The following is a 20,198-nucleotide window of genomic DNA, read 5'->3' on the forward strand; positions in this document are numbered from 1 at the left end:
TGTATCAGTTGACATGGATATCGACTGACACTCAGTCATCGCGAGCAAGCTCGCTCCCACAGGGGTTGCGTTGACGGGCCAGCCTCGCGGCCTTATTGCCAGCCAAACCGGCGGATGTAGAACCCCTTCACCGCCTGGGTCAGCGCCATGTACGCCAGCAGGATCACCGGCAGGAACACGAAGTACAGCGACGGCAACGCCTGCAATTTGAAGTAATGGGCCAGCGGTCCCATCGGCAGGAAAATCCCCACGGCCATGATCAATCCGGTCATCACCAGCAAGGGCATGGCCGCGCGGCTTTGCAGGAACGGGATCTTCGGCGTGCGGATCATGTGCACGATCAGGGTCTGGGTCAGCAGCCCGACCACGAACCAGCCGGACTGGAACAGGGTCTGGTGATCTGGGGTGTTGGCATCGAACACGTACCACATCAAGGCGAACGTGGTGATGTCGAAGATCGAGCTGATCGGTCCGAAAAACAGCATGAAGCGCCCGACATCCGCCGGCTGCCAGCGCTGCGGTTGCTTGAGCATTTCCTCATCGACGTTATCGAACGGGATGGCGATCTGCGAAATGTCATAGAGCAGGTTCTGCACCAGCAGGTGCATCGGCAGCATCGGCAGGAACGGGATGAACGCACTGGCCACCAGCACCGAGAACACGTTGCCGAAGTTCGAACTGGCGGTCATCTTGATGTACTTGAGCATATTGGCGAAGGTCCGGCGCCCTTCCAGCACGCCCTCCTCCAGCACCATCAGGCTTTTTTCCAGCAGGATGATGTCGGCCGCTTCCTTGGCGATGTCCACCGCGCTGTCCACGGAAATACCGATGTCGGCGGTGCGCAGGGCCGGGGCGTCATTGATGCCGTCGCCCATGAAACCGACCACATGGCCGTTGCCCTTGAGTAGCCGGACGATGCGCTCCTTGTGGGATGGCGTCAGCCTGGCGAAGACGTTGGTGGTCTCCACCGCCTTCGCCAGCTCGGCATCGCTCATGCGTTCGATGTCGTTGCCCATCAGCAGGCCTTGCTGTTCCAGGCCGACTTCGCGGCAGATCTTCGCCGTCACCAGTTCGTTGTCGCCGGTCAGCACTTTCACCGCCACGCCATGGGCGGCCAGGGCCTTGAGGGCGGGCGCGGTGCTTTCTTTCGGCGGATCGAGAAACGCCACGTAACCGATCAGCGTCAGTGCCTGTTCATCGGCCAGGCTGTAGGTGTCGCGCCTTTCGACCATTGGCCGTGCCGCCACCGCCACCACCCGCAAGCCTTCGGCGTTGAAGGTGGCCGTGACCTGACGGATTCGCGCCAGCAGTTCTTCGGTCAAGGCTTCATCGACTTCGCCATGGCGCACACGCGAGCACACCGCCAGCACCTCTTCCACAGCCCCCTTGCAGATCAGCAAGTGCGGCTGATCGCGCTCGGCGACCACCACCGACATGCGCCGGCGGGTGAAGTCGAATGGGATCTCGTCGACCTTGCGAAACGCCGTGCCGACTTTCAGCTCACGGTGGATCTCGACGTGTTCGAGCACCGCCACATCCAGCAGGTTTTTCAGGCCGGTCTGGTAGTAACTGTTGAGGTAGGCCATTTCCAGCACGTCATCGCAGGCGTTGCCCCAGACGTCGACGTTGTGCGCCAGGAAGATCTTGTCCTGGGTCAGGGTGCCGGTCTTGTCGGTACACAGCACGTCCATGGCGCCGAAGTTCTGGATGGCGTCGAGGCGTTTGACGATGACTTTCTTGCGCGACAGGAACACCGCGCCCTTGGCCAGGGTCGAGGTGACGATCATCGGCAGCATTTCCGGGGTCAGGCCCACGGCAATCGACAGCGCGAACAGCAGCGCTTCGGTCCAGTCGCCCTTGGTGAAACCGTTGATGAACAACACCAGCGGCGCCATCACGAACATGAAGCGGATCAGCAGCCAGCTGACTTTGTTGACCCCGGTCTGGAACGAAGTCGGCGCCCTGTCAGTGGCGCCGACGCGCTGGGCCAAGGCACCGAAATAGGTGCTGTTGCCCGTGGTGAGTATCACCGCCATGGCCGTGCCGGACACCACGTTGGTGCCCATGAACAGGATGTTGTCCAGGTCCAGCGGATTGCGCGTGTCGCGATCCTGCTGGCGGGAAAATTTTTCCACCGGCATCGATTCACCGGTCATGGCCGCCTGGCTGACGAACAGGTCCTTGGCGCTGAGCACCCGGCAATCGGCGGGAATCATGTCACCGGCCGACAGCACGATCAGGTCGCCCGGCACCAGTTGCCTGATCGGCAATTCGATGCGCTGCGCGCCACGGTCCTCAAGGTCCCGGCGCATCACCGTAGCGGTGTTGCTGACCATGGCCTTGAGGGCATCGGCAGCCTGGTTGGATTTGGTTTCCTGCCAGAAACGCAGCAAGGTCGAGAGCACTACCATGGAGAAAATCACGACGGCGGCTTTCAGGTCTTCGGTCAGCCAGGAGATGACCGCCAGCAAGGTCAGCAGCAGGTTGAACGGATTCTTGTAGCAGTGCCACAGGTGCGTCCACCACGGCAGCGGTTGTTCGTGCTCGACTTCATTGAGGCCGAATTGCTCGCGCAGGGCATCGGCTTCGAGTTCGCTCAAGCCGTCGGTGTGACTGCCCAGGGTGTTGAGCAATTGACCGGTGTCGCTACCGGCAGCGGCCACCAGGGTTTGCGCCAGGGTGGGTGGGACTTCACGGCTGACCGTGGTGTCGGTGAAGGTTTCCAGCAACGCCAGGCGACGGAAGTGCCGGGCGATGTGGCGGGTACGCAGGAAACCTGCGAAGAATTCCTTGAGGGTAAGTTTCATGGCTGGAGCCCCTTTGGTCAGCCGGGAAACCGTCGAGCAGGCAAGTCCACGCCGCTGCCGCCGGAACTACCGGCAAAGCAAGGCCTGGCACGCCGGTCACGAATGACAGGCGTGTCGATAGAGCGGCGGCCACGACAAAAAAGTCGAAACCACGCACTGTTCAGCGTCGATGAGAGGGACGTCTGGACACGGCCGGGACTGGCCATGATCGGGATGCCGCTGCTCGCTTGTCGGCGAGACAACGGCACAGGAGACTGCGCGTTATCTTGCCGAGAAAATGCCGGTTACCGAGACCGGCCGACAACTGTCACTCGAACAAGTACCCACTGTGGGTCTCCGTAATGGATGAAAACGCGCGAAGCTTACGCCCCGATGTTTGGGGAGTAAACCCGTTACAAAACCTTGCAGGGGGAATCGCGGGGTTCTTCAGGTAGGGTTCAGGATTGGAGTCCTCATCAAAAGATCGCAGCCTTCGGCAGCTCCTACGGGTGTACGCCATCCCAATGTAGGAGCTGCCGGAGGCTGCGATCTTTTGACGGTCAACTCGATATCAGCTCGCCGTCGCCAACAACAAATCCACCACCGCCCGCCCATGCCCGCGATGCTTGCCATGCTCATACAACGAGCCGGCAATTTCATCGGCACGAATCGGCAGGATCGACAGCAAGGTGTCGCTCAACCCATGGCTGGCCTGGCAAAACCCCTGCATGTAGAGGCCGGCCTTGCAGCGTTCATCGGTGATCAGCTTGTAGTTGCGATCGACCTCGAAATCCCCCAGGTACTCTTGCAGCGGTGCCAGCAGCTTGCGGTGCATCTGCCGCTCGTAACCGGTGGCCAGCACCACGGCGTCGTAGTGACGCACCGAGACTTCGCCGGTGGCGTTGTTGCGCAACACCAGTTCAATGCCCCGCTCGTTGGCGGTGGCCTTTTCGATAGTGGTCAGGGTGTGGAACGCATGACGGGCGATGCCCGAGACTTTCTGCCGATAGAAGATGCCGTAGATGCGCTCGATCAGGTCGATGTCCACTACCGAGTAGTTGGTGTTGTGGTACTCGTTGACCAGTCGTTCGCGCTCGCTGTCGGGCTGCTGGAACACCAGGTCGGTGAACTCCGGTGAGAACACTTCATTGACGAAGGGGCTGTCGTCAGCCGGCTTGAGTGCCGAGCCGCGCAGGATCATGTCCACTTGCACCGACGGGAAGCTGTCGTTCAAATCGATGAAGGCCTCTGCCGCGCTTTGCCCGCCACCGATGATCGCGATGCTCATCGGCCGGTTGTCCACGCACGGCTGCCTGGCCATCTGCGCCAGATACTGGGAGTGATGGAACACCCGGCCGTCATCCTTGAGTGCCTTGAACACCTCGGGAATGCGTGGCGTGCCACCGGTGCTGACCACCACCGAACGGGTGGTGCGCACCTGTTGATGCCCGCTCGCATCGCGGGAAATCACCCGCAACGCCTCGACCTGATGGTTGTGCAGCACCGGCTCGATGGTCAGCACTTCTTCGCCGTAGCGGCTTTGCGCGATGAACTGCCCGGCAACCCAGCGCAGGTAGTCGTTGTACTCCATGCGGCACGGATAGAAGGTGCCCAGGTTGATGAAGTCCACCAGGCGCCCGTGGGCCTTGAGGTAATTGACGAACGAGTAAGGGCTGGTCGGATTGCGCAGGGTCACCAGGTCCTTGAGAAAGGAAATCTGCAACTCGCTCTGGGTCACCAGGGTGTTGCCGTGCCAACGGTAGTCGGCCTGCTTGTCGAGGAACAGCACATCCAGGTTGCCCTGGCTCGCCCCGCGCTCTTGCAGCGCGATGGCCAGTGCCAGGTTCGACGGGCCGAAACCGACGCCGATCAGGTCGTGAACGAGGGGCGAAGCAATTGCCTGTGTCATGTCCAGTGTCCTCTGGATGTTCCCCTCAAAGACGGGGCATTGAACCTAAGTGACCTGACCCGCCAAGGGCCGCACAACAGGTCGTCTGTTGAGTAGGAACGAGGACCGTGAAAAAAAATTTAACCGCGCGGGATCACTGGGCGTCCCACTGTCGCATCCGTATACGGCAATGCTTCATGGCGTTGACGATGTGCTTCTCGACCATTGCCCGGGAAATGCCCAGTTGCTCGGCAATCTGCGGATGGGACAGGCCTTCGATCTTGCGCAGCAGGAAACTCTCGCGGCACAACCTCGGCAACTCCGCCAGGGCACTCTGGAGCATTTCCAGGCGCTGGCCATGATCGAGCACGTTTAGCGGCGAAGGGGTGAAATAGCGCTCTTCGTTGTCGAGTACGTCCAGGGGTTCGGCCTGTCGCAGGGTGTTGCGTCGATGGTCGTCGATGACCAGGTTCAGGGCGGTGCGATAAAGGAATGCCCGGGGCTGCTCGATCGGCGTATCACTGGAACGCTCCAGGACCCGCAGATAAGCGTCATGCACCACATCTTCGGCCACCTGACGGTTGCCCAGCCTGGCGTTCAGGAAACACACCAGTTCGCGATAGTAGTTTTCCAACATGACTCCCGTCCGCACGGGGGTGCGGTTTCTGTCCTTGAGCCCTTTCGGCGACTGCTGAATCACACAGTGGCACGATAGTGGCAGTTCGAGTCGCGTAATTTATAGTAATTCTCATATAGATTTAAAGTACTGCTTCGACTTGCCCGATAAATAGTCATGGTCTAGCGGCTGTGCACCGCTCTGAGGGTAGGAGCTGCCGCAGGCTGCGATCTTTAGCGTTTTCAGCTACGTCGAAAATCAAAAGATCGCAGCCTTCGGCAGCTCCTACAGGTGTTACACCTTGTGTCGCCGGTTAAATTTCCCGTCGGGTTCATCGTTTACAGGACAGCTCCCCGTCCCTGTCCGGCCCTGCCGGCAGCGTTCAGCTATCGTCCCGCGGCTGAACGACGGGCCGATTTTCCCAGGCCGGAACCCCGCATGAAACGTCCCCGACAGACCCGACGCGCCCTGCTTGCAGCACTTTGTCTGATCCCCGTGGCTGCCGTCGCCGCCTGGCAGTTCATCCCCCCGGGCCGCGACGGGCTGGTCACCGTCCAGGTCAGCCGCGCCGACATTGAAAGCAGCGTAACGGCACTGGGCACCCTGCAACCGCGGCGCTATGTCGACGTCGGCGCCCAGGCATCCGGGCAGATCCAGAAGATCCATGTGGAAGTCGGCGATGTGGTCAAGGAAGGCCAGTTGCTGGTGGAAATCGACCCCTCCACGCAACAGGCCAAACTCGATGCCGGGCGCTTCTCCGTCGAAAACCTCAAGGCGCAGCTGCAGGAACAGCGGGCGCAACACGACCTGGCCCGGCAGAAATACCAGCGTCAACAGAACCTCGCCGCCGGCGGCGCCACCCGTGAAGAAGACGTGCAGACCGCCCAGGCCGAACTGCGCGCCACCCAGGCACGGGTCGACATGTTCCAGGCGCAGATCCGCCAGGCCGAAGCCAGCCTGCGCAGCGACCAGGCGGAGCTCGGCTACACGCGGATTTATGCGCCAATGGCCGGTACCGTAGTGGCGCTGGATGCCCGGGAAGGCCAGACCCTCAACGCCCAGCAACAAACGCCGCTGATCCTGCGCATCGCCAAGCTGTCGCCGATGACCGTGTGGGCCGAGGTCTCGGAGGCCGACATCGGCCACGTAAAACCCGGCATGCACGCCTGGTTCACCACCCTGAGCGGCGGCGCCCGGCGCTGGACTAGCACCGTGCGGCAAATCCTGCCCGTCCCGCCCAAGCCCCTGGACCAGACCAGCCAGGGCGGCGGCAGCCCCGCCAGCACCAGCAAAAGCGGGAGTGCCCGCGTGGTGCTGTACACCGTGTTGCTGGACGTCGACAACGCCGACAACGCCTTGATGGCGGAAATGACCACCCAGGTATTTTTCGTCGCCAATCAGGCGCAGAACGTACTCACCGCGCCCATCGCAGCCCTGCAGGCAGGCTCGCAATCAGACCGGCAGACCGCGCAAGTAGTCGCCAGCAATGGCAGCATCGAACAGCGCAACGTGCGCACCGGCATCAGCGACCGCCTGCGGGTACAGATCCTCGACGGCCTGCAGGAGGGCGATCACCTGCTGATCGGTCCCGTCGACGGGAGTGGCGGCTGAATGCACACGCCCCTGATCGACCTTTCGGACATCCGCAAAGCCTACGGCGGCGGCGACGCGCCTGAAGTCCATGTGTTGCGCGGCATCGACCTGTCGATCCATGCCGGGGAGTTTGTGGCGATTGTCGGCGCTTCCGGTTCCGGCAAGTCGACGCTGATGAACATCCTCGGCTGCCTCGACCGCCCGACCTCGGGCGAATACCGCTTCGCCGGGGAAAACGTCGCCGCCCTGGACAGCGACGAACTGGCCTGGCTGCGGCGTGAAGCCTTCGGGTTTGTGTTCCAGGGCTACCACCTGATTCCCTCCGGTTCGGCCCAGGAAAACGTCGAGATGCCGGCGATCTACGCAGGCTTGCCCGCCGCAGAACGCCACGCCCGCGCCGCCGCCCTGCTCGACCGTCTCGGCCTGGCGTCGCGCACCGGCAACCGCCCGCACCAGCTCTCCGGCGGGCAGCAGCAACGGGTGTCGATTGCCCGCGCGCTGATGAATGGCGGCCACATCATCCTGGCCGACGAACCCACCGGCGCCCTCGACAGCCACAGCGGCGCCGAAGTCATGGCCCTGCTCGACGAACTGGCGAGCCAGGGCCATGTGGTGATCCTCATCACCCACGACCGGGAAGTGGCGGCCCGGGCCAAACGCATCATCGAAATTCGCGACGGCGAGATCATCAGCGACAGCGCCCGGGACAATCCCGCCGCGCAAAACCCGGCCAACCCCGGCGCCCTGCAAGCCGTCGATTTGCGCAGACGCCTGAGCGAAGGCGCCGAAGCCACCGGCGCCTGGAAAGGCGAATTGGTCGATGCCGTGCACGCGGCGTGGCGAGTGATGTGGATCAACAAGTTCCGCACCGCCCTGACCCTGCTCGGGATCATCATCGGTGTGGCCTCGGTGGTGGTGATGCTGGCCGTGGGCGAAGGCAGCAAGCGCCAGGTGATGGCGCAGATGGGCGCGTTCGGTTCCAACATCATTTATCTCAGCGGCTCGGCGCCCAACCCGCGCACGCCCATGGGCATCGTCACCCTCGATGAGGTCGCCGCGATTGCCAGCCTGCCCCAGGTGATGCGGATCATGCCGGTCAACGGCCAAGAGGCCGGGGTGCGTTTTGGTAACCTCGACCACTTGAGCTACGTCGGCGGCAACGACACCAACTTCCCGGCGATTTTCAACTGGCCGGTGGTCGAAGGCAGCTACTTCACCCACGCCGATGAACAGAACGCCGCGGCGGTCGCGGTGATCGGGCACAAGGTGCGGAGCAAATTGCTCAAGGACGTGACCAACCCGATCGGTCAGTACATCCTCATCGAAAACGTCCCCTTCCAGGTGGTCGGCGTGCTCGCGGAAAAAGGTGCCAGCTCCGGTGACACCGACAGCGACGACCGCATCGCCATCCCCTACTCCGCCGCCAGCGTGCGCCTGTTCGGCACCCACAATCCCGAGTACATCGCCATCGCCGCCGCCGATGCGCGCAAGGTCAAGGAGACCGAAAAAGCCATCGAGCAACTGATGCTGCGCCTGCACGACGGCAAGCACGACTTCGAACTGACCAACAACGCGGCGATGATCCAGGCCGAGGCGCGCACGCAAAACACCCTGTCGATGATGCTTGGTTCGATTGCGGCGATCTCGCTGCTGGTGGGCGGGATCGGCGTGATGAACATCATGCTCATGACCGTGCGCGAACGGACTCGCGAGATCGGTATCCGCATGGCCACCGGTGCCCGCCAGCGCGACATCCTGCGCCAGTTCCTCACCGAAGCGGTGATGCTCTCGGTGGTGGGCGGCCTCACCGGGATTGCCCTGGCGCTGATCGTCGGTGGCGTGCTGATTTTCAGCGAAGTCGCTGTCGCGTTCTCCCTGATAGCGGTGCTGGGCGCCTTCGGCTGCGCCCTGGTCACCGGTGTCGTTTTCGGCTATATGCCGGCCCGCAAGGCTGCCCGACTCGACCCGGTCACGGCCCTTACCAGTGAATGATCGATTGATGAAGCCGCCACTCAGTGTGATAACCCTGTGCCTGTTGCTCAGTGCCTGCGGCACCCCGCCCCAGCGCCCTGACAGCGGCATCCAGCCGCCAGCCGCCTGGCAATCGCCACACACCGCAGGCGCTGTCCATGACAACCAGCAATGGTGGAACCGCTTCGGCAGCCCGCAACTGGGACGCCTGATCGAACAGGCGCGGCTCGGCAGCTACGACCTGGCCGCGGCCATCGCCAGAGTACGCCAGGCCCAGGCCGACACGGTGATTGCCGGCGGCTCGCAACTGCCCGAGCTCAAGGCCGGGGTCAACGCCAATCGCCAGAAACTGCTGCGCGGCAGCGGCTACAGTCAGCTTGATGCCGACAGCGATAACGACGCCGTCGACTATTTCACGGCGAACCTGACTGCCAGCTACGAAATCGATTTCTGGGGGGGCCAGCGTGCCACTCGCGACAGTGCGCAATTCAGTCTGCAAGCCAGCGAGTTCGATCAGGCCACGGTGGAACTGACGTTGCTCAGCGGTGTGGCCAACGGCTACGCGCAAGCCTTGTCGCTGCAGGAGCAGCACCGCATCGCCGAATTGAACCTGGCCAATGCCCAAAGCGTGTTGAAACTGGTGCAGACTCGTTTCGATTCGGGTTCGGCCACGGCCCTGGAACTGGCGCAGCAAAAAAGCCTGGTGGCGGCGCAACAACGCCAGCTGCCGCTGGTGCGGCAACAGGCCGAAGAGGCGCGGATCAGCCTCGCCGCCCTGCTCGGCCGCCCGGTTCAGGCGCTGTCGTTGGGTCAGGAACGCTTCGATCAACTGACCTGGCCGGCGATTGACGCCGGGGTACCCAGCCAGTTGCTCAGTCGCCGCCCGGACATTGCCCGGGCCGAGGCGCAACTGGCCGCCGCCCAGGCCGACGTCACCGTCGCCCGGGCCGCGATGCTGCCGACCGTGACCCTCACCGCCGAAATCGGCTCCGGTGCCGACCGGGCCGACGATATCCTGCGCAGTCCCTTCTACAACCTCACCGCCGGGCTGCTCGCGCCGGTGTTCAACAACGGCCGCCTCGGCGCCCAACGCGACAAGGCCACGGCGCGCCAGGAAGAACTGCTGGAGACCTATCGCGGGGCGATCATCAACGGCTTCGCCGACGTCGAAAAAGCCCTCAACAGCATCCGCGGGCTGGATCAACAGCGCGGGTGGCAGAGTGAAGAACTGAGCCAGGCGCAGACCGCCTTCAACATCGCGCAAAGCCGTTATCAGGCCGGGGCCGAGGACTTGCTGACGGTGCTGGAGACCCAGCGCACGCTGTATGCGGCGCAGGATTTGAATGTGCAACTGCGGTTGTCGCGGATGCAGGCGAGTATTGCGCTATACAAGGCGTTGGGTGGGGGGTGGACAATATGAGAATCAAAAGATCGCAGCCTGCGGCGGCTCCTACAGGTACGCCGCATAAGCTGTAGGAGCTGCCGCAGGCTGCGATCTTTGGCTTTATGCCTTGGCCTTCAAATTGCGCGCATACCACGGTCGCTGCGGCACTTTGCGGAACAGCCCCTTCAGTTTCTTCTCGTCCTCGCCAAAGGTGATGCGCAGCGCCAGCTTCATGGTTTCCGGGTCCATTTCCACTGACTTACCCACCTGCAACCCCGGCGTGGTGCTGCAGCCATGGGTGGTTGGCCCGAGCCAGGGGTCATCGATCTCGACCCAGCGTCCCGGCGCAAACCATTGCACACCGTTAACCAGCAACCGACTGACCTGCCCCGGATGAAAACGCTCGTGGGCGCGGAACCAGTCTTCCAGGCGGTCGTCGATCCAGCCGTGGAAATACCAGAACACCGGGCTCACATGGGAAGAAAACGGGTCGCCGAGAAAATCGTTTTCCGCTGCAAACCAGCGTGCGGAAAAGTCCGAAGGATCCCGGGCGAACGGCACCGGCTGACCGTTCGACGGATCACGGGGCACCGAAGCCCAGCGCATGTGCAGCCAGTCGTGCAGGCCCAGTTCGACCTCCGAGCCGAACTGGCCGAGGGTCAGCGTCGACAGGTAACGCGGGTCGCGGTAGCGGGATTCCCAGACCTGGAAATTGCTGTGGTACGTCTCGCCAGTCTTGATGTCGCTGACCCATTGCGTGTACTCGTCATCGTCCTCGGCCAGCCAGGTCGGCGGCAGCGCAGTGCCGTCGTGGTTGTCGAAGTAACGCGCAAAGCCAGGCCGGTCCCGCGCCAGTTCCGGCTGCGGCAACGGGAAATGCGTCCAGGACGGCAGGTCCTGCATCGACCGCGCCGTGCCGAGCATGTGCCGGTGCATGAAGAAAAAGTCCACGCCCGAACCGTTGCGATCCTTGCGCTCGCCACGGGCATCGCGCTCCTGGTCCCGAGGGCCGGGCTGCCAGCCGAGCCCGCGCAAGGCGCCGCGCTGGTCTTCGGACAGCTTGTGCCACTTGTCCCGGGAGGCATGCCAGAGTTGGTGGAACAGCCGATGCTCCGGTGATACCAGCCAGGCCAGCAGTGCCTTGTTGAGGCCAGCACGCTCGCGGGCTTCAGGGAATACCCGTTTGACGGCAATGAATCGATTGTCCTGGGCCGTCAGCATCAGCGGCCGCTTCAGATCCAGCACCCGCCCACTGAGGCTGCCGCTGCCGGCGTTGCCGAAACCGGCCCAGACCTCGTCCAGGGTCATCTCGAATTCGTATTCGCAACAGCCACTGGCGCCCAGCAGACGCCAGGCCAGCTGCTTCGGGTTGGCCCCGGACAGATCGCCCAACACTCGGTAACGGGGCTCTTCGCTGGAGCGCAAACGCTCGGCGGTGTCGAGATAACCACTGAAACCGCGACCCTTGTGCCCGATGTCGAGGAACACCTCCAGGCCTTCGAGGGGCAAGCCTTCGATACCGGCGTCACGACCTTCGAAACGAATCTGCCAGACCCCGCGCAAGGTATCCGCCAAGCGTTGGCCGGGGACATCCGCCACATCGAACGAGGCTTCGCCGGGAGTGATGCTCGGGTCCGGCCTGGTCAGTTCGCGATGCCCGTAATACGCCGCAGGCACGGCGGCACCGGTCAGCGCCAGGCCCGCGAGGAACCATCGTCGAGAAATCGTCATTGCCCTACCTGTGTCAGCCATGGAGCAGGCTTTATCCAAGCTAGAACGTTTGTTGCACCGACGAATTTACGGTGCTTTGAAAGATCGCAGCCTTCGGCAGCTCCTACAGGTTTATGCCGATCCAATGTAGGAGCTGCCGCAGGCTGCGATCTTTTGGGATCAACCTAAATTCCATGGCCAGCCACTCGTTCCCCCCAGATAGCAAAGGCCCCTGCGCCTGCACCGGGGCGGCGAATCTGACTGAGACGGCAATGACCAAACCACGTTCGAAAAAGGCTCTTTTCATCGGCCTGCCGCTGGCCCTGGCGATCAGCGCGGGGGCAGGTTTCGCGGCTTGGGACTACGGGTTCAGGGACAACCCCGGCTACCCGGTCAAGGTGATGAAACAGGCCGATCAGTTGCAGGAACGCATCCTCTCGTTCGACAGCCATATCACCGTGTCCATGGACTTCGGCACCGCCGGCAACGAAGTCGACAAGGACGGCGAAGGCCAGTTCGACCTGGTCAAGACCGGGCGCGGGCGTCTGTCCGGGGCGGCGCTGACGATCTTCGGCTGGCCGGAAATCTGGAACGGCCCCAACGCCCCCCATCGCCCTACCGCCGGCTTCGTCGACGAGGCCCGACACGAGCAGGAAACCCGCTACAAGATCATCAGCGCCATGGTGCGCGACTTCCCCAACCAGGTGGCCATCGCCTACACCCCCGACGACTTCCGTCGCCTGCACGGCGAAGGCAAGTTCGCGGTGTTCATCAGCATGCTCAATGCCTACCCGCTGGGCAACGACCTCAACGCCCTGGACAAGTGGGCAGCGCGCGGCATGCGCATGTTCGGCTTCAGCTACGTAGGCAACAACGCCTGGGCCGACTCGTCGCGGCCGCTGCCGTTCTTCAACGATTCGCGGGATGCCCTGGGCGGGCTGTCGGACATCGGCAAGCAAGCGGTGCATCGCCTCAACGACCTGGGCGTGATCATCGATGTGTCGCAGATGTCGACCAAGGCCCTGGAGCAAGTGGCGCAACTGAGCCGCACGCCGATGGTCGCCTCCCACTCGGCGCCGCGTGCCCTGGTGGACATCCCGCGCAACCTCAGCGACCCGGAAATGCAGCTGATCAAGAACAGCGGCGGCGTGGTGCAGATTGTCGGCTTCCCGACCTACATCCGCCCGCTGAGCCAGGCCACCCAGGACAAGCTCAACGCCCTGCGCGCCCGCTTCGACCTGCAACCGCTGCAAGGCCTGGAGATGGCCCTGATGCCCGGCGACCCGGTGATCACCGTCTGGCCCGAGCAGCGCTTCGGCGAGTACGCCAGCCAGCTCTATTCAATCCTCGACGAAGAACCCAAGGCCACCCTCAAGGACTACGGCGATGCGATCGACTACACAGTGAAAAAAATCGGCATCGACCACGTCGGCATCAGTTCCGACTTCAACGACGGCGGCGGCCTCGATGGCTGGAAAGACGTCAGCGAGGCCCGCAACGTGACCGCCGAACTGATCAGCCGCGGCTACAGCGAAGCCGACATCGCCAAGCTTTGGGGCGGCAACTTCCTGCGGGTCTGGGACCAGGTGCAGAAGTCCTCCCAGCCTGTGGTCCAGAACTGATTTTCATCTATTGCCAAAGCGAACCGAATCCATGACCAACCGTCGTTCATTCTTAAAGCAGGCCGGCATCCTCGCGGCCGGCCTTCCCTTGGCCTGCGCTGTGAGCCTGCCGGCACGGGCCGCCAGCTCCGCGCCACTGCCCAAGGACAAATGGGACCAGTTGCGCCAACTCTTCACCCAAGACCCGAATTACCTGCACTTCGCCAACTTCCTGGTGACCTCGCATCCGCTGCCTGTGCGTGAAGCCATCGAGATGCACCGCGCCAACCTCGATCGCAACCCGGGCCTGGCCATGGATTGGCATCGCGGCGAAACCGAACGCCGCGAAGAAGAGGTGCGCGTGTGGGCCGGCCGTTACCTGAAGGCCAAGCCGTCACAGATCGCCCTGACCGGCAGCACCACCGAAGGCCTGGCGATGATCTATGCCGGCATCCACGTGCGCCCGGACCAGGAGATCCTCACCAGCGAACACGAGCACTACGCCGCCAACAGCGTGTTCGAATACCGCACCCGGAAGGACGGCACCCAGGTTCGCAAGATCAAGTTGTTCGAAGACCCGTACAAGGTCTCGACCGCCGAAGTGCTGGCCGCGATTGAACGCAACATCCGCCCCGAAACCCGCGTCCTGGGCATGACCTGGGTGCATTCCGGCAGCGGCGTGAAATTGCCCATCGGCGAGATCGGCAAACTGGTTGAAGAGAAAAACCGTGGCCGCGCCGACAAGGACCGCATCCTCTACGTGATCGATGGCGTCCACGGCTTCGGCGTAGAGAACGTCGATTTCCCGGACATGCACTGCGATTTCTTCATTGCCGGCACCCACAAATGGATGTTCGGCCCACGGGGCACCGGGATCATCTGCGCCCGCTCCGACGAGCTCAAGGACGTGACCCCGACCATCCCGACCTTCTCCGAAGCCACCCAGTTCTCCACGGTGATGACCTACGGCGGCTACCACTCGTTCGAACACCGCTGGGCGCTGACCGAGGCCTTCAAATTGCACCTGGAACTGGGCAAGGCCGAGGTCGCGACGCGCATTCATGCCATCAACAGCTACCTGAAAAAACGCTTGCAGGCACACCCGTCGGTGGAGCTGGTCACGCCACTGTCGCCGGAGTATTCCGCCGGTTTCACCTTCTTCCGCATCAAGAACCGGGACTGCGAGGCAGTTGCCAATTACCTGATGGATCAGCGTGTGGTGTGCGATGCCGTGGACCGTGATGTCGGGCCGATCATTCGTGTGTCGCCAGGGCTACTCAATACCCAAGCGCACATCGACCGCCTGATGGAACTGCTGGCCAACCAGGTCTGACTGAGCGAGAACCATTATGAAAAGCACCCTGAAAAAACTCGGCACCCTGACGCTGTTGGCCGTGCTCGGCAGCGCCTTGCCCGGCCTAGCCCAGGCCTACACCGCGCCCTTGCCCGGCAAGGTCTTCAAGGATTGCCGTAACTGCCCGGAAATGGTGGTGTTGCCCGCCGGCACCTTCACCATGGGCACCCCGGACGACGAAGTCGGCCGCGAACCTGATGAAGGCCCGATGCATGAGGTGACGTTCGACAAATCCTTTGCCATGAGCCGCTACCAGATCACCGCCGGCGAATGGGCCCAATACATGAAGGAAACCGGAATCACCCTGCCCGATGGCGACACCCGCCCCGGTCGGGCATGTACCAATGGCAAACCGAGTTACCCCCAGGACCCACGCCAGCCGGCGGTGTGCATGAACTTCGCCGAGGTCAGTGCCTACGTCGCCTGGCTGTCAATGAAGACCGGCCAGCACTACCACATCGTCAGCGAGGCCCAGCGCGAGTACGCCGCCCGTGCCGGGTCAAAGGGAGCGTTCCCCTTCCCGTTCGACCCCGGCACCGAGTACAGCATCGCCACACACGCCAACACCTACGGCCCCACCGATGGCTACAGCTATTCCTCACCCGTGGGCAGCTATCCGGCGAATGCCTTCGGCCTGTACGACATGCACGGCAATGTCTACGAGTGGATCGCCGATTGCTATCACCCGGACTATGTCGGTGCGCCCACCGATGGCAGCGCCTGGACCGAACCGAACTGCGACACCCTGCGCATCCGTGGCAACGACTGGGGCGAGGCGCCTGTGTTTTCCCGCTCGGGCAACCGCAATGACATCGACCCGCAAACCCGTGGCGACTGGATCGGTTTCCGTGTAGTACGCACGCTCTAATCCCTCCCCCAACCCTTGTGGGAGCGGCGGTGCGGCGATCCGACTTGCTCGCGAAGGCGTCGTGTCAGTCAACATCAAGTTTTCTGATCCACCGCTTTCGCGAGCAAGCTCGCTCCCACAGGTTTTGCATCGCCCACCCTTTAAATTAAGCCCTCCATCAGACGTTCTACTGGGTATCTGCCTCAAGACCCAAGGAACCCTCTGCTCATGACCCAGCCAACGCGCGGTGCAATTCATGAATTGTTCACCCTCCTCAAACCGTTCCGGCTCGTCGTCAGTCTGTCGATCCTCCTGGGCATGGTGGGTGGCCTGAGCGTGACGGTGTTGCTGGCCACCATCAACAACGCGCTGCATTCGACCGAAGGCCTGACCCAAGGCGTGGTCGCGCTGTTCGGCGGCCTGTGCCTGCTGGCCCTGGGCAGCTCGATCTGTTCGGACATCGGCACCAACTACGTCGGCCAGCACATCATTGCCCGGCTGCGCAAAGAGCTTGGGGAAAAGGTGCTTTCAGCGCCCATCGAGCAGATCGAGCGCTACCGCAGCCACCGCTTGATCCCGGTGCTGACCCACGACGTCGACACCATCAGCGATTTCGCCTTCGCCTTCGCGCCGCTGGCGATTTCCCTGACCGTGACCCTTGGCTGCATGGGTTACCTGGCGATGCTGTCGTGGCCGATGTTCCTGATGATGGTGCTGGCGATTGCCATCGGCACCGGCATCCAGTTCTTCGCCCAGGGCAAGGGCATCCAGGGTTTCATGGCCGCCCGCGACGCCGAGGACGATCTGCAAAAGCACTACAACGCCATTGCCGGCGGCGCCAAGGAGTTGCGCATCCACCGCCCGCGCCGTCAGCGCATGTTCGTCAAGGGCATCCAGGGCACCGCCGATTTCATCTGTAACACCCAGGTGCGTTCGATCAACACCTTCGTGATCGCCAAGACCCTGGGCTCGATGCTGTTCTTCGTGGTGATCGGCCTGGCACTGGCCCTGCAATCGTTCTGGCCCAGCGCCGACAAGGCAGTGATGAGCGGCTTCGTGCTGGTGCTGCTGTACATGAAAGGCCCGATCGAGCATCTGGTCAGCACCTTGCCGATCGTCAGCCGGGCACGCATTGCCTTTCGCCGCATTGCCGAACTGTCGAGCCAGTTTTCCTCCCCCGAACCGCACCTGCTGCTCAACGACAAAGGCACCCCGCCGACCGTGGTCAACCGCCTGCAACTGGACCACGTCAGCTACGCCTTCCCCGCCGCACCGGGCAGTGACGCGTTTCGCCTGGGCCCGGTGAACCTGACCATCGAGCAAGGCGAGATCATTTTCATCGTCGGTGAAAACGGCTGCGGCAAGACCACCCTGATCAAGTTGCTGCTGGGCCTCTACGCGCCGCAACAGGGTTCGATCCTGCTCAACGGCCAAGGCATCGACGCGCACAATCGCGACGACTACCGCCAATTGTTCACCACGATCTTTGCCGATTACTACCTGTTCGATGACGTGGTCCAGGGCGACCAGCACATCCCCGAAGATGCCAACCAATACCTGCAACGGCTGGAGATCGCGCACAAGGTCAGCGTCAGGGACGGCAGCTTCACCACCACCGACCTGTCCACCGGCCAGCGCAAGCGCCTGGCGCTGGTCAATGCCTGGCTGGAAGAACGCCCGGTGCTGGTGTTCGACGAATGGGCCGCCGACCAGGACCCGACCTTCCGCCGCATCTTCTACACCGAGCTGCTGCCGGACCTCAAACGCCTGGGCAAGACCATCATCGTGATCTCCCACGACGACCGCTATTTCGACATGGCCGATCAACTGGTGCGCATGGAATCGGGGCGGGTCGTCACCGAGCGCGCGACCGCCTGAGTGCCGTTGCCCCACGCAAATCATTGTTTTTAGAGTTTGTTTTCCGGTTTAGGCAACGTGGTCCGTCTAATAATAATTATCATTAACTAAAAAACTGCACACACCCTTCTGGAGCGATTCGAGCAATGCAAAGCCTTACTCTGTCCCGCGCACCCTTGGCGTTAGCCATCGAACGGCAAAAGAAATTCCGAACGGTCGTGCCGGGCGCGCTGCTGACCCTGTTGCTGCTGGGTACGTCCCAGGTCGAGGCAGCCCCGGTGAACGTCAATGTACCGGCCCAGTCGCTGGCCAGCGCATTGCGCCAACTGGGCCAGCAGACCAACCTGCAGATTCTCTACAGCCAGGACATGGTCAACGGCATCAAGTCCACGGCGGTGTCCGGCAACATGGAACCGGAACAGGCACTGAAAACCTTGCTGCTGGGGAGCGGCATCAATTTTCAGTTGAATGGCAACACCGTATCGCTGGTGCCATCGGCCGGTGACTCCAGTGCACTGCAACTGGGCGCGACGTCCATCACCGGCGTGGCACTGGGGCCGACCACCGAAGGCTCGCACTCCTACACCAGCGATGAAGTGACCATCGGCAAAGGCAACATCAAGCTCAAGGACATCCCGCAGTCGGTGTCCGTCGTCACGCGCCAGCGCATGGACGACCAGAACCTCAACAGCCTGCAGGACGCCATGCGCCAGGTCACCGGCGTGACCATCAAGACCTACAACTCCGGCTCCAGCCTCAACGACGTCTATATGCGGGGCTTCCTCGTCGACCAGGTGCAGGTCGACGGCGTCTCGCAGCCCACCGGCCAGGGCGACATGGCCACCAGCTTCGACCTGGCGATGTACGACCGCATCGAAGTGCTGCGCGGCCCGTCGGGCCTGTACCAGGGCGCGGGCGAACCCGGCGGTACGATCAACGTGGTGCGCAAGCGCGCCCTGAGCAAATTCGCCCTCGGTGGCGAACTGGCCGCCGGCTCCTACGATCGCTACCGTTCTTCGGTGGACGTCACCGGCCCGTTGAACGAACAGGGCACCGTGCGCGGTCGTTTCATCACCGCCTACGAGAACAACCAGTCCTTCGTCGACTACGCGCAGAACGAACGCCCGATGGTCTACGGTCGCCTGGAATTCGACCTCGACCCGGCCACCACCCTGTCGGTCGGTGGCGCTTACCAGAAGAACAACTCTACCCCGGCCTTCGGCCTGCCGGCCTACGCCGACGGCTCATTGCTCGACGTACCGCGCTCGACCTTCGTCGACGCCAAGTGGAACACCCTCAACGAAAAAGTCTGGGAATCCTTCGCCGAACTCGACCACGAACTGGACAACGGCGGTCAGTTCAAGACCACCCTGACCTACCGCGACGCCGAAACCCCGGAGCGTAACTTCACCTGGGCCGACGGCGCGGTCGACCCGGCCACCGGTGACAGCTGGGCCGTCGCCTACGACTACTACACCCACATCAAGACCGTCGGCGTCGACAGCTTCGTCACCACGCCGTTCGAGTTCGCCGATCGCCGCCACGAGTTCACCGTGGGCGCCGAATACCAGCACCTGGACAAGGACTTCACCTACGGCGGCGGCGAGTACTTCCCGATCAACGTGTTCAATCCGGACAGCATCGACATTCCCCGCAACGACTATGCCCACGTCAACGGCAACTGGTCCAAGTCCGATCAGTACGGCGTCTACACCCGCGCCAAGATCAACGTCACCGACTGGCTCGATGTCATCGGCGGCAGCCGCGTCACCTGGTACGAAAGCGATGCGAAGAACGCCAACGCCTTCTTCAACAACTTCGGCGAAGCCCACACCAGCATCAACCGCAAGGTCGTGCCGTACGGCGCCATCATCGGCAAGATCACCCCTGAACTGTCGACCTACTTCAGCTACACCGGCGTGTTCAAACCGCAGAGCGAAATCGGCACAAACGGCGAGCCGGTCGGCCCGCGCGAAGGCAAGCAGTACGAAATCGGCCTCAAGCGCGAGTTCTACGACGGTCGCCTGAACGCCAGCATCGCCGCCTTTCGCATCTACGATGAAAACCGCGCCGAATACGACAACAACTCCGGTGCCTACATGACCGAAGGCAAGGCCCGCAGCCAGGGCTGGGAAACCGAGTTGAGCGGCAACCTGACCGACAACTGGAGCATCGTCACCGGTTACGCCTTCACCTCCACCAAGTTCCTGGACGGCGATCAGGCCAACAAAGGCAAGACCTTCAGCACCATCACACCCAAGCACAACTACAACCTGTGGACCAAGTACGAGTTCACCGACGGTGCGCTCAAGGACTTCAGCGTCGCCGGTGGCGTGCGTGTGGTCAGCGACACCTACTACCAGCGTGACGTGAAGTTCAAACAAGGCGGCTATGCCGTGACCTCGGCCCAGGTCGGCTACAAGTTCAACGAACACCTGTCGTCGACACTGACCGCCAACAACCTGTTCGACCGCAAGTACTACGACCGCGTCGACGCCTCCTGGGGCACCAACTTCTACGGCGACCCGCGCACCCTGACCCTGAGCTTGCGCGCGCAGTATTGATTGCCGGCAGCCTCAACAGCCACACCC

The 20,198-nt window shown here is 62.6% G+C and carries 12 protein-coding genes; 8 read left to right on the forward strand and 4 right to left on the reverse strand.

Annotated elements, in window-relative coordinates:
• Positions 1–92: 92 nt before the first annotated feature.
• From mgtA to ACMDB8_RS19025, 3 genes are all read right to left on the reverse strand, one after another.
• The gene (mgtA, locus tag ACMDB8_RS19015; RefSeq protein WP_409079175.1) at positions 93–2,807 is read right to left on the reverse strand and encodes a magnesium-translocating P-type ATPase; all 2,715 of its coding nucleotides are present in this window, start codon (positions 2,805–2,807) and stop codon (positions 93–95) included.
• Between the two features lie 550 nt (positions 2,808–3,357).
• Complete coding sequence (locus ACMDB8_RS19020) at positions 3,358–4,695, reverse strand: lysine N(6)-hydroxylase/L-ornithine N(5)-oxygenase family protein (protein WP_056722617.1); 1,338 nt, start codon at positions 4,693–4,695, stop codon at positions 3,358–3,360.
• Positions 4,696–4,828: 133 nt separating this feature from the next.
• Positions 4,829–5,311 carry a sigma-70 family RNA polymerase sigma factor gene (locus tag ACMDB8_RS19025; RefSeq protein WP_056722619.1) on the reverse strand — a complete coding sequence of 161 codons (483 nt, stop codon included), beginning with the start codon at positions 5,309–5,311 and terminating at the stop codon, positions 4,829–4,831.
• 417 nt (positions 5,312–5,728) lie between these two features.
• Here ACMDB8_RS19025 and ACMDB8_RS19030 point away from each other — a divergent pair, with 417 nt between their 5' ends.
• Genes ACMDB8_RS19030 through ACMDB8_RS19040 form a run of 3 tightly spaced genes read left to right on the forward strand, consistent with a single transcriptional unit; the run spans position 5,729 to position 10,274 of the window.
• Positions 5,729–6,901: an efflux RND transporter periplasmic adaptor subunit gene (locus ACMDB8_RS19030; protein ID WP_409079176.1), complete on the forward strand. Its 1,173-nt coding sequence runs from the start codon at positions 5,729–5,731 to the stop codon at positions 6,899–6,901.
• Positions 6,902–8,875 carry a MacB family efflux pump subunit gene (locus tag ACMDB8_RS19035; protein WP_056722623.1) on the forward strand — a complete coding sequence of 658 codons (1,974 nt, stop codon included), beginning with the start codon at positions 6,902–6,904 and terminating at the stop codon, positions 8,873–8,875. It abuts the gene before it with no gap.
• 7 nt (positions 8,876–8,882) lie between these two features.
• Complete coding sequence (locus ACMDB8_RS19040) at positions 8,883–10,274, forward strand: efflux transporter outer membrane subunit (protein WP_409079177.1); 1,392 nt, start codon at positions 8,883–8,885, stop codon at positions 10,272–10,274.
• 84 nt (positions 10,275–10,358) lie between these two features.
• On the opposite strand, the gene ACMDB8_RS19045 is transcribed toward ACMDB8_RS19040, so the two are convergent.
• Positions 10,359–11,969 carry a hypothetical protein gene (locus ACMDB8_RS19045; protein ID WP_056722629.1) on the reverse strand — a complete coding sequence of 537 codons (1,611 nt, stop codon included), beginning with the start codon at positions 11,967–11,969 and terminating at the stop codon, positions 10,359–10,361.
• A gap of 251 nt (positions 11,970–12,220) precedes the next feature.
• Here ACMDB8_RS19045 and pvdM point away from each other — a divergent pair, with 251 nt between their 5' ends.
• The 5 genes from pvdM to ACMDB8_RS19070 all read left to right on the forward strand — a co-directional run bounded on the left by pvdM (position 12,221) and on the right by ACMDB8_RS19070 (position 20,171).
• Positions 12,221–13,570 (forward strand): pyoverdine-tailoring dipeptidase-like protein PvdM, encoded by a 1,350-nt coding sequence (gene pvdM / locus ACMDB8_RS19050; protein WP_409079178.1) that lies wholly within the window; start codon positions 12,221–12,223, stop codon positions 13,568–13,570.
• Between the two features lie 31 nt (positions 13,571–13,601).
• Entirely contained in the window at positions 13,602–14,882 is a 1,281-nt protein-coding gene (locus ACMDB8_RS19055) for an aminotransferase class V-fold PLP-dependent enzyme (RefSeq protein ID WP_056722632.1), read from the forward strand.
• Positions 14,883–14,898: 16 nt separating this feature from the next.
• Positions 14,899–15,771: a formylglycine-generating enzyme family protein gene (locus ACMDB8_RS19060; protein WP_409079179.1), complete on the forward strand. Its 873-nt coding sequence runs from the start codon at positions 14,899–14,901 to the stop codon at positions 15,769–15,771.
• A 207-nt stretch (positions 15,772–15,978) separates the two neighbouring features.
• Positions 15,979–17,628, forward strand: coding sequence for a cyclic peptide export ABC transporter (locus ACMDB8_RS19065; protein ID WP_409079180.1), 1,650 nt, complete (start codon positions 15,979–15,981; stop codon positions 17,626–17,628).
• A 125-nt stretch (positions 17,629–17,753) separates the two neighbouring features.
• Positions 17,754–20,171 (forward strand): TonB-dependent siderophore receptor, encoded by a 2,418-nt coding sequence (locus ACMDB8_RS19070; protein ID WP_409079181.1) that lies wholly within the window; start codon positions 17,754–17,756, stop codon positions 20,169–20,171.
• The last annotated feature ends 27 nt before the right edge of the window (positions 20,172–20,198 follow it).

The organism is Pseudomonas monachiensis, from assembly GCF_047345015.1.
GTDB lineage: Bacteria > Pseudomonadota > Gammaproteobacteria > Pseudomonadales > Pseudomonadaceae > Aquipseudomonas > Aquipseudomonas monachiensis.

Excerpts from the sequence above, each read along its gene's own strand:
- ACMDB8_RS19040 (WP_409079177.1), top strand. The coding sequence starts at position 8,883 with ATGAAGCCGCCACTCAGTGTGATAACCCTGTGCCTGTTGCTCAGTGCC.
- ACMDB8_RS19030 (WP_409079176.1), top strand. The coding sequence starts at position 5,729 with ATGAAACGTCCCCGACAGACCCGACGCGCCCTGCTTGCAGCACTTTGT.
- mgtA (WP_409079175.1), bottom strand. The coding sequence starts at position 2,807 with ATGAAACTTACCCTCAAGGAATTCTTCGCAGGTTTCCTGCGTACCCGC.
- ACMDB8_RS19035 (WP_056722623.1), top strand. The coding sequence starts at position 6,902 with ATGCACACGCCCCTGATCGACCTTTCGGACATCCGCAAAGCCTACGGC.
- pvdM (WP_409079178.1), top strand. The coding sequence starts at position 12,221 with ATGACCAAACCACGTTCGAAAAAGGCTCTTTTCATCGGCCTGCCGCTG.
- ACMDB8_RS19055 (WP_056722632.1), top strand. The coding sequence starts at position 13,602 with ATGACCAACCGTCGTTCATTCTTAAAGCAGGCCGGCATCCTCGCGGCC.
- ACMDB8_RS19020 (WP_056722617.1), bottom strand. The coding sequence starts at position 4,695 with ATGACACAGGCAATTGCTTCGCCCCTCGTTCACGACCTGATCGGCGTC.
- ACMDB8_RS19045 (WP_056722629.1), bottom strand. The coding sequence starts at position 11,969 with ATGACGATTTCTCGACGATGGTTCCTCGCGGGCCTGGCGCTGACCGGT.
- ACMDB8_RS19070 (WP_409079181.1), top strand. The coding sequence starts at position 17,754 with ATGCAAAGCCTTACTCTGTCCCGCGCACCCTTGGCGTTAGCCATCGAA.
- ACMDB8_RS19025 (WP_056722619.1), bottom strand. The coding sequence starts at position 5,311 with ATGTTGGAAAACTACTATCGCGAACTGGTGTGTTTCCTGAACGCCAGG.
- ACMDB8_RS19065 (WP_409079180.1), top strand. The coding sequence starts at position 15,979 with ATGACCCAGCCAACGCGCGGTGCAATTCATGAATTGTTCACCCTCCTC.
- ACMDB8_RS19060 (WP_409079179.1), top strand. The coding sequence starts at position 14,899 with ATGAAAAGCACCCTGAAAAAACTCGGCACCCTGACGCTGTTGGCCGTG.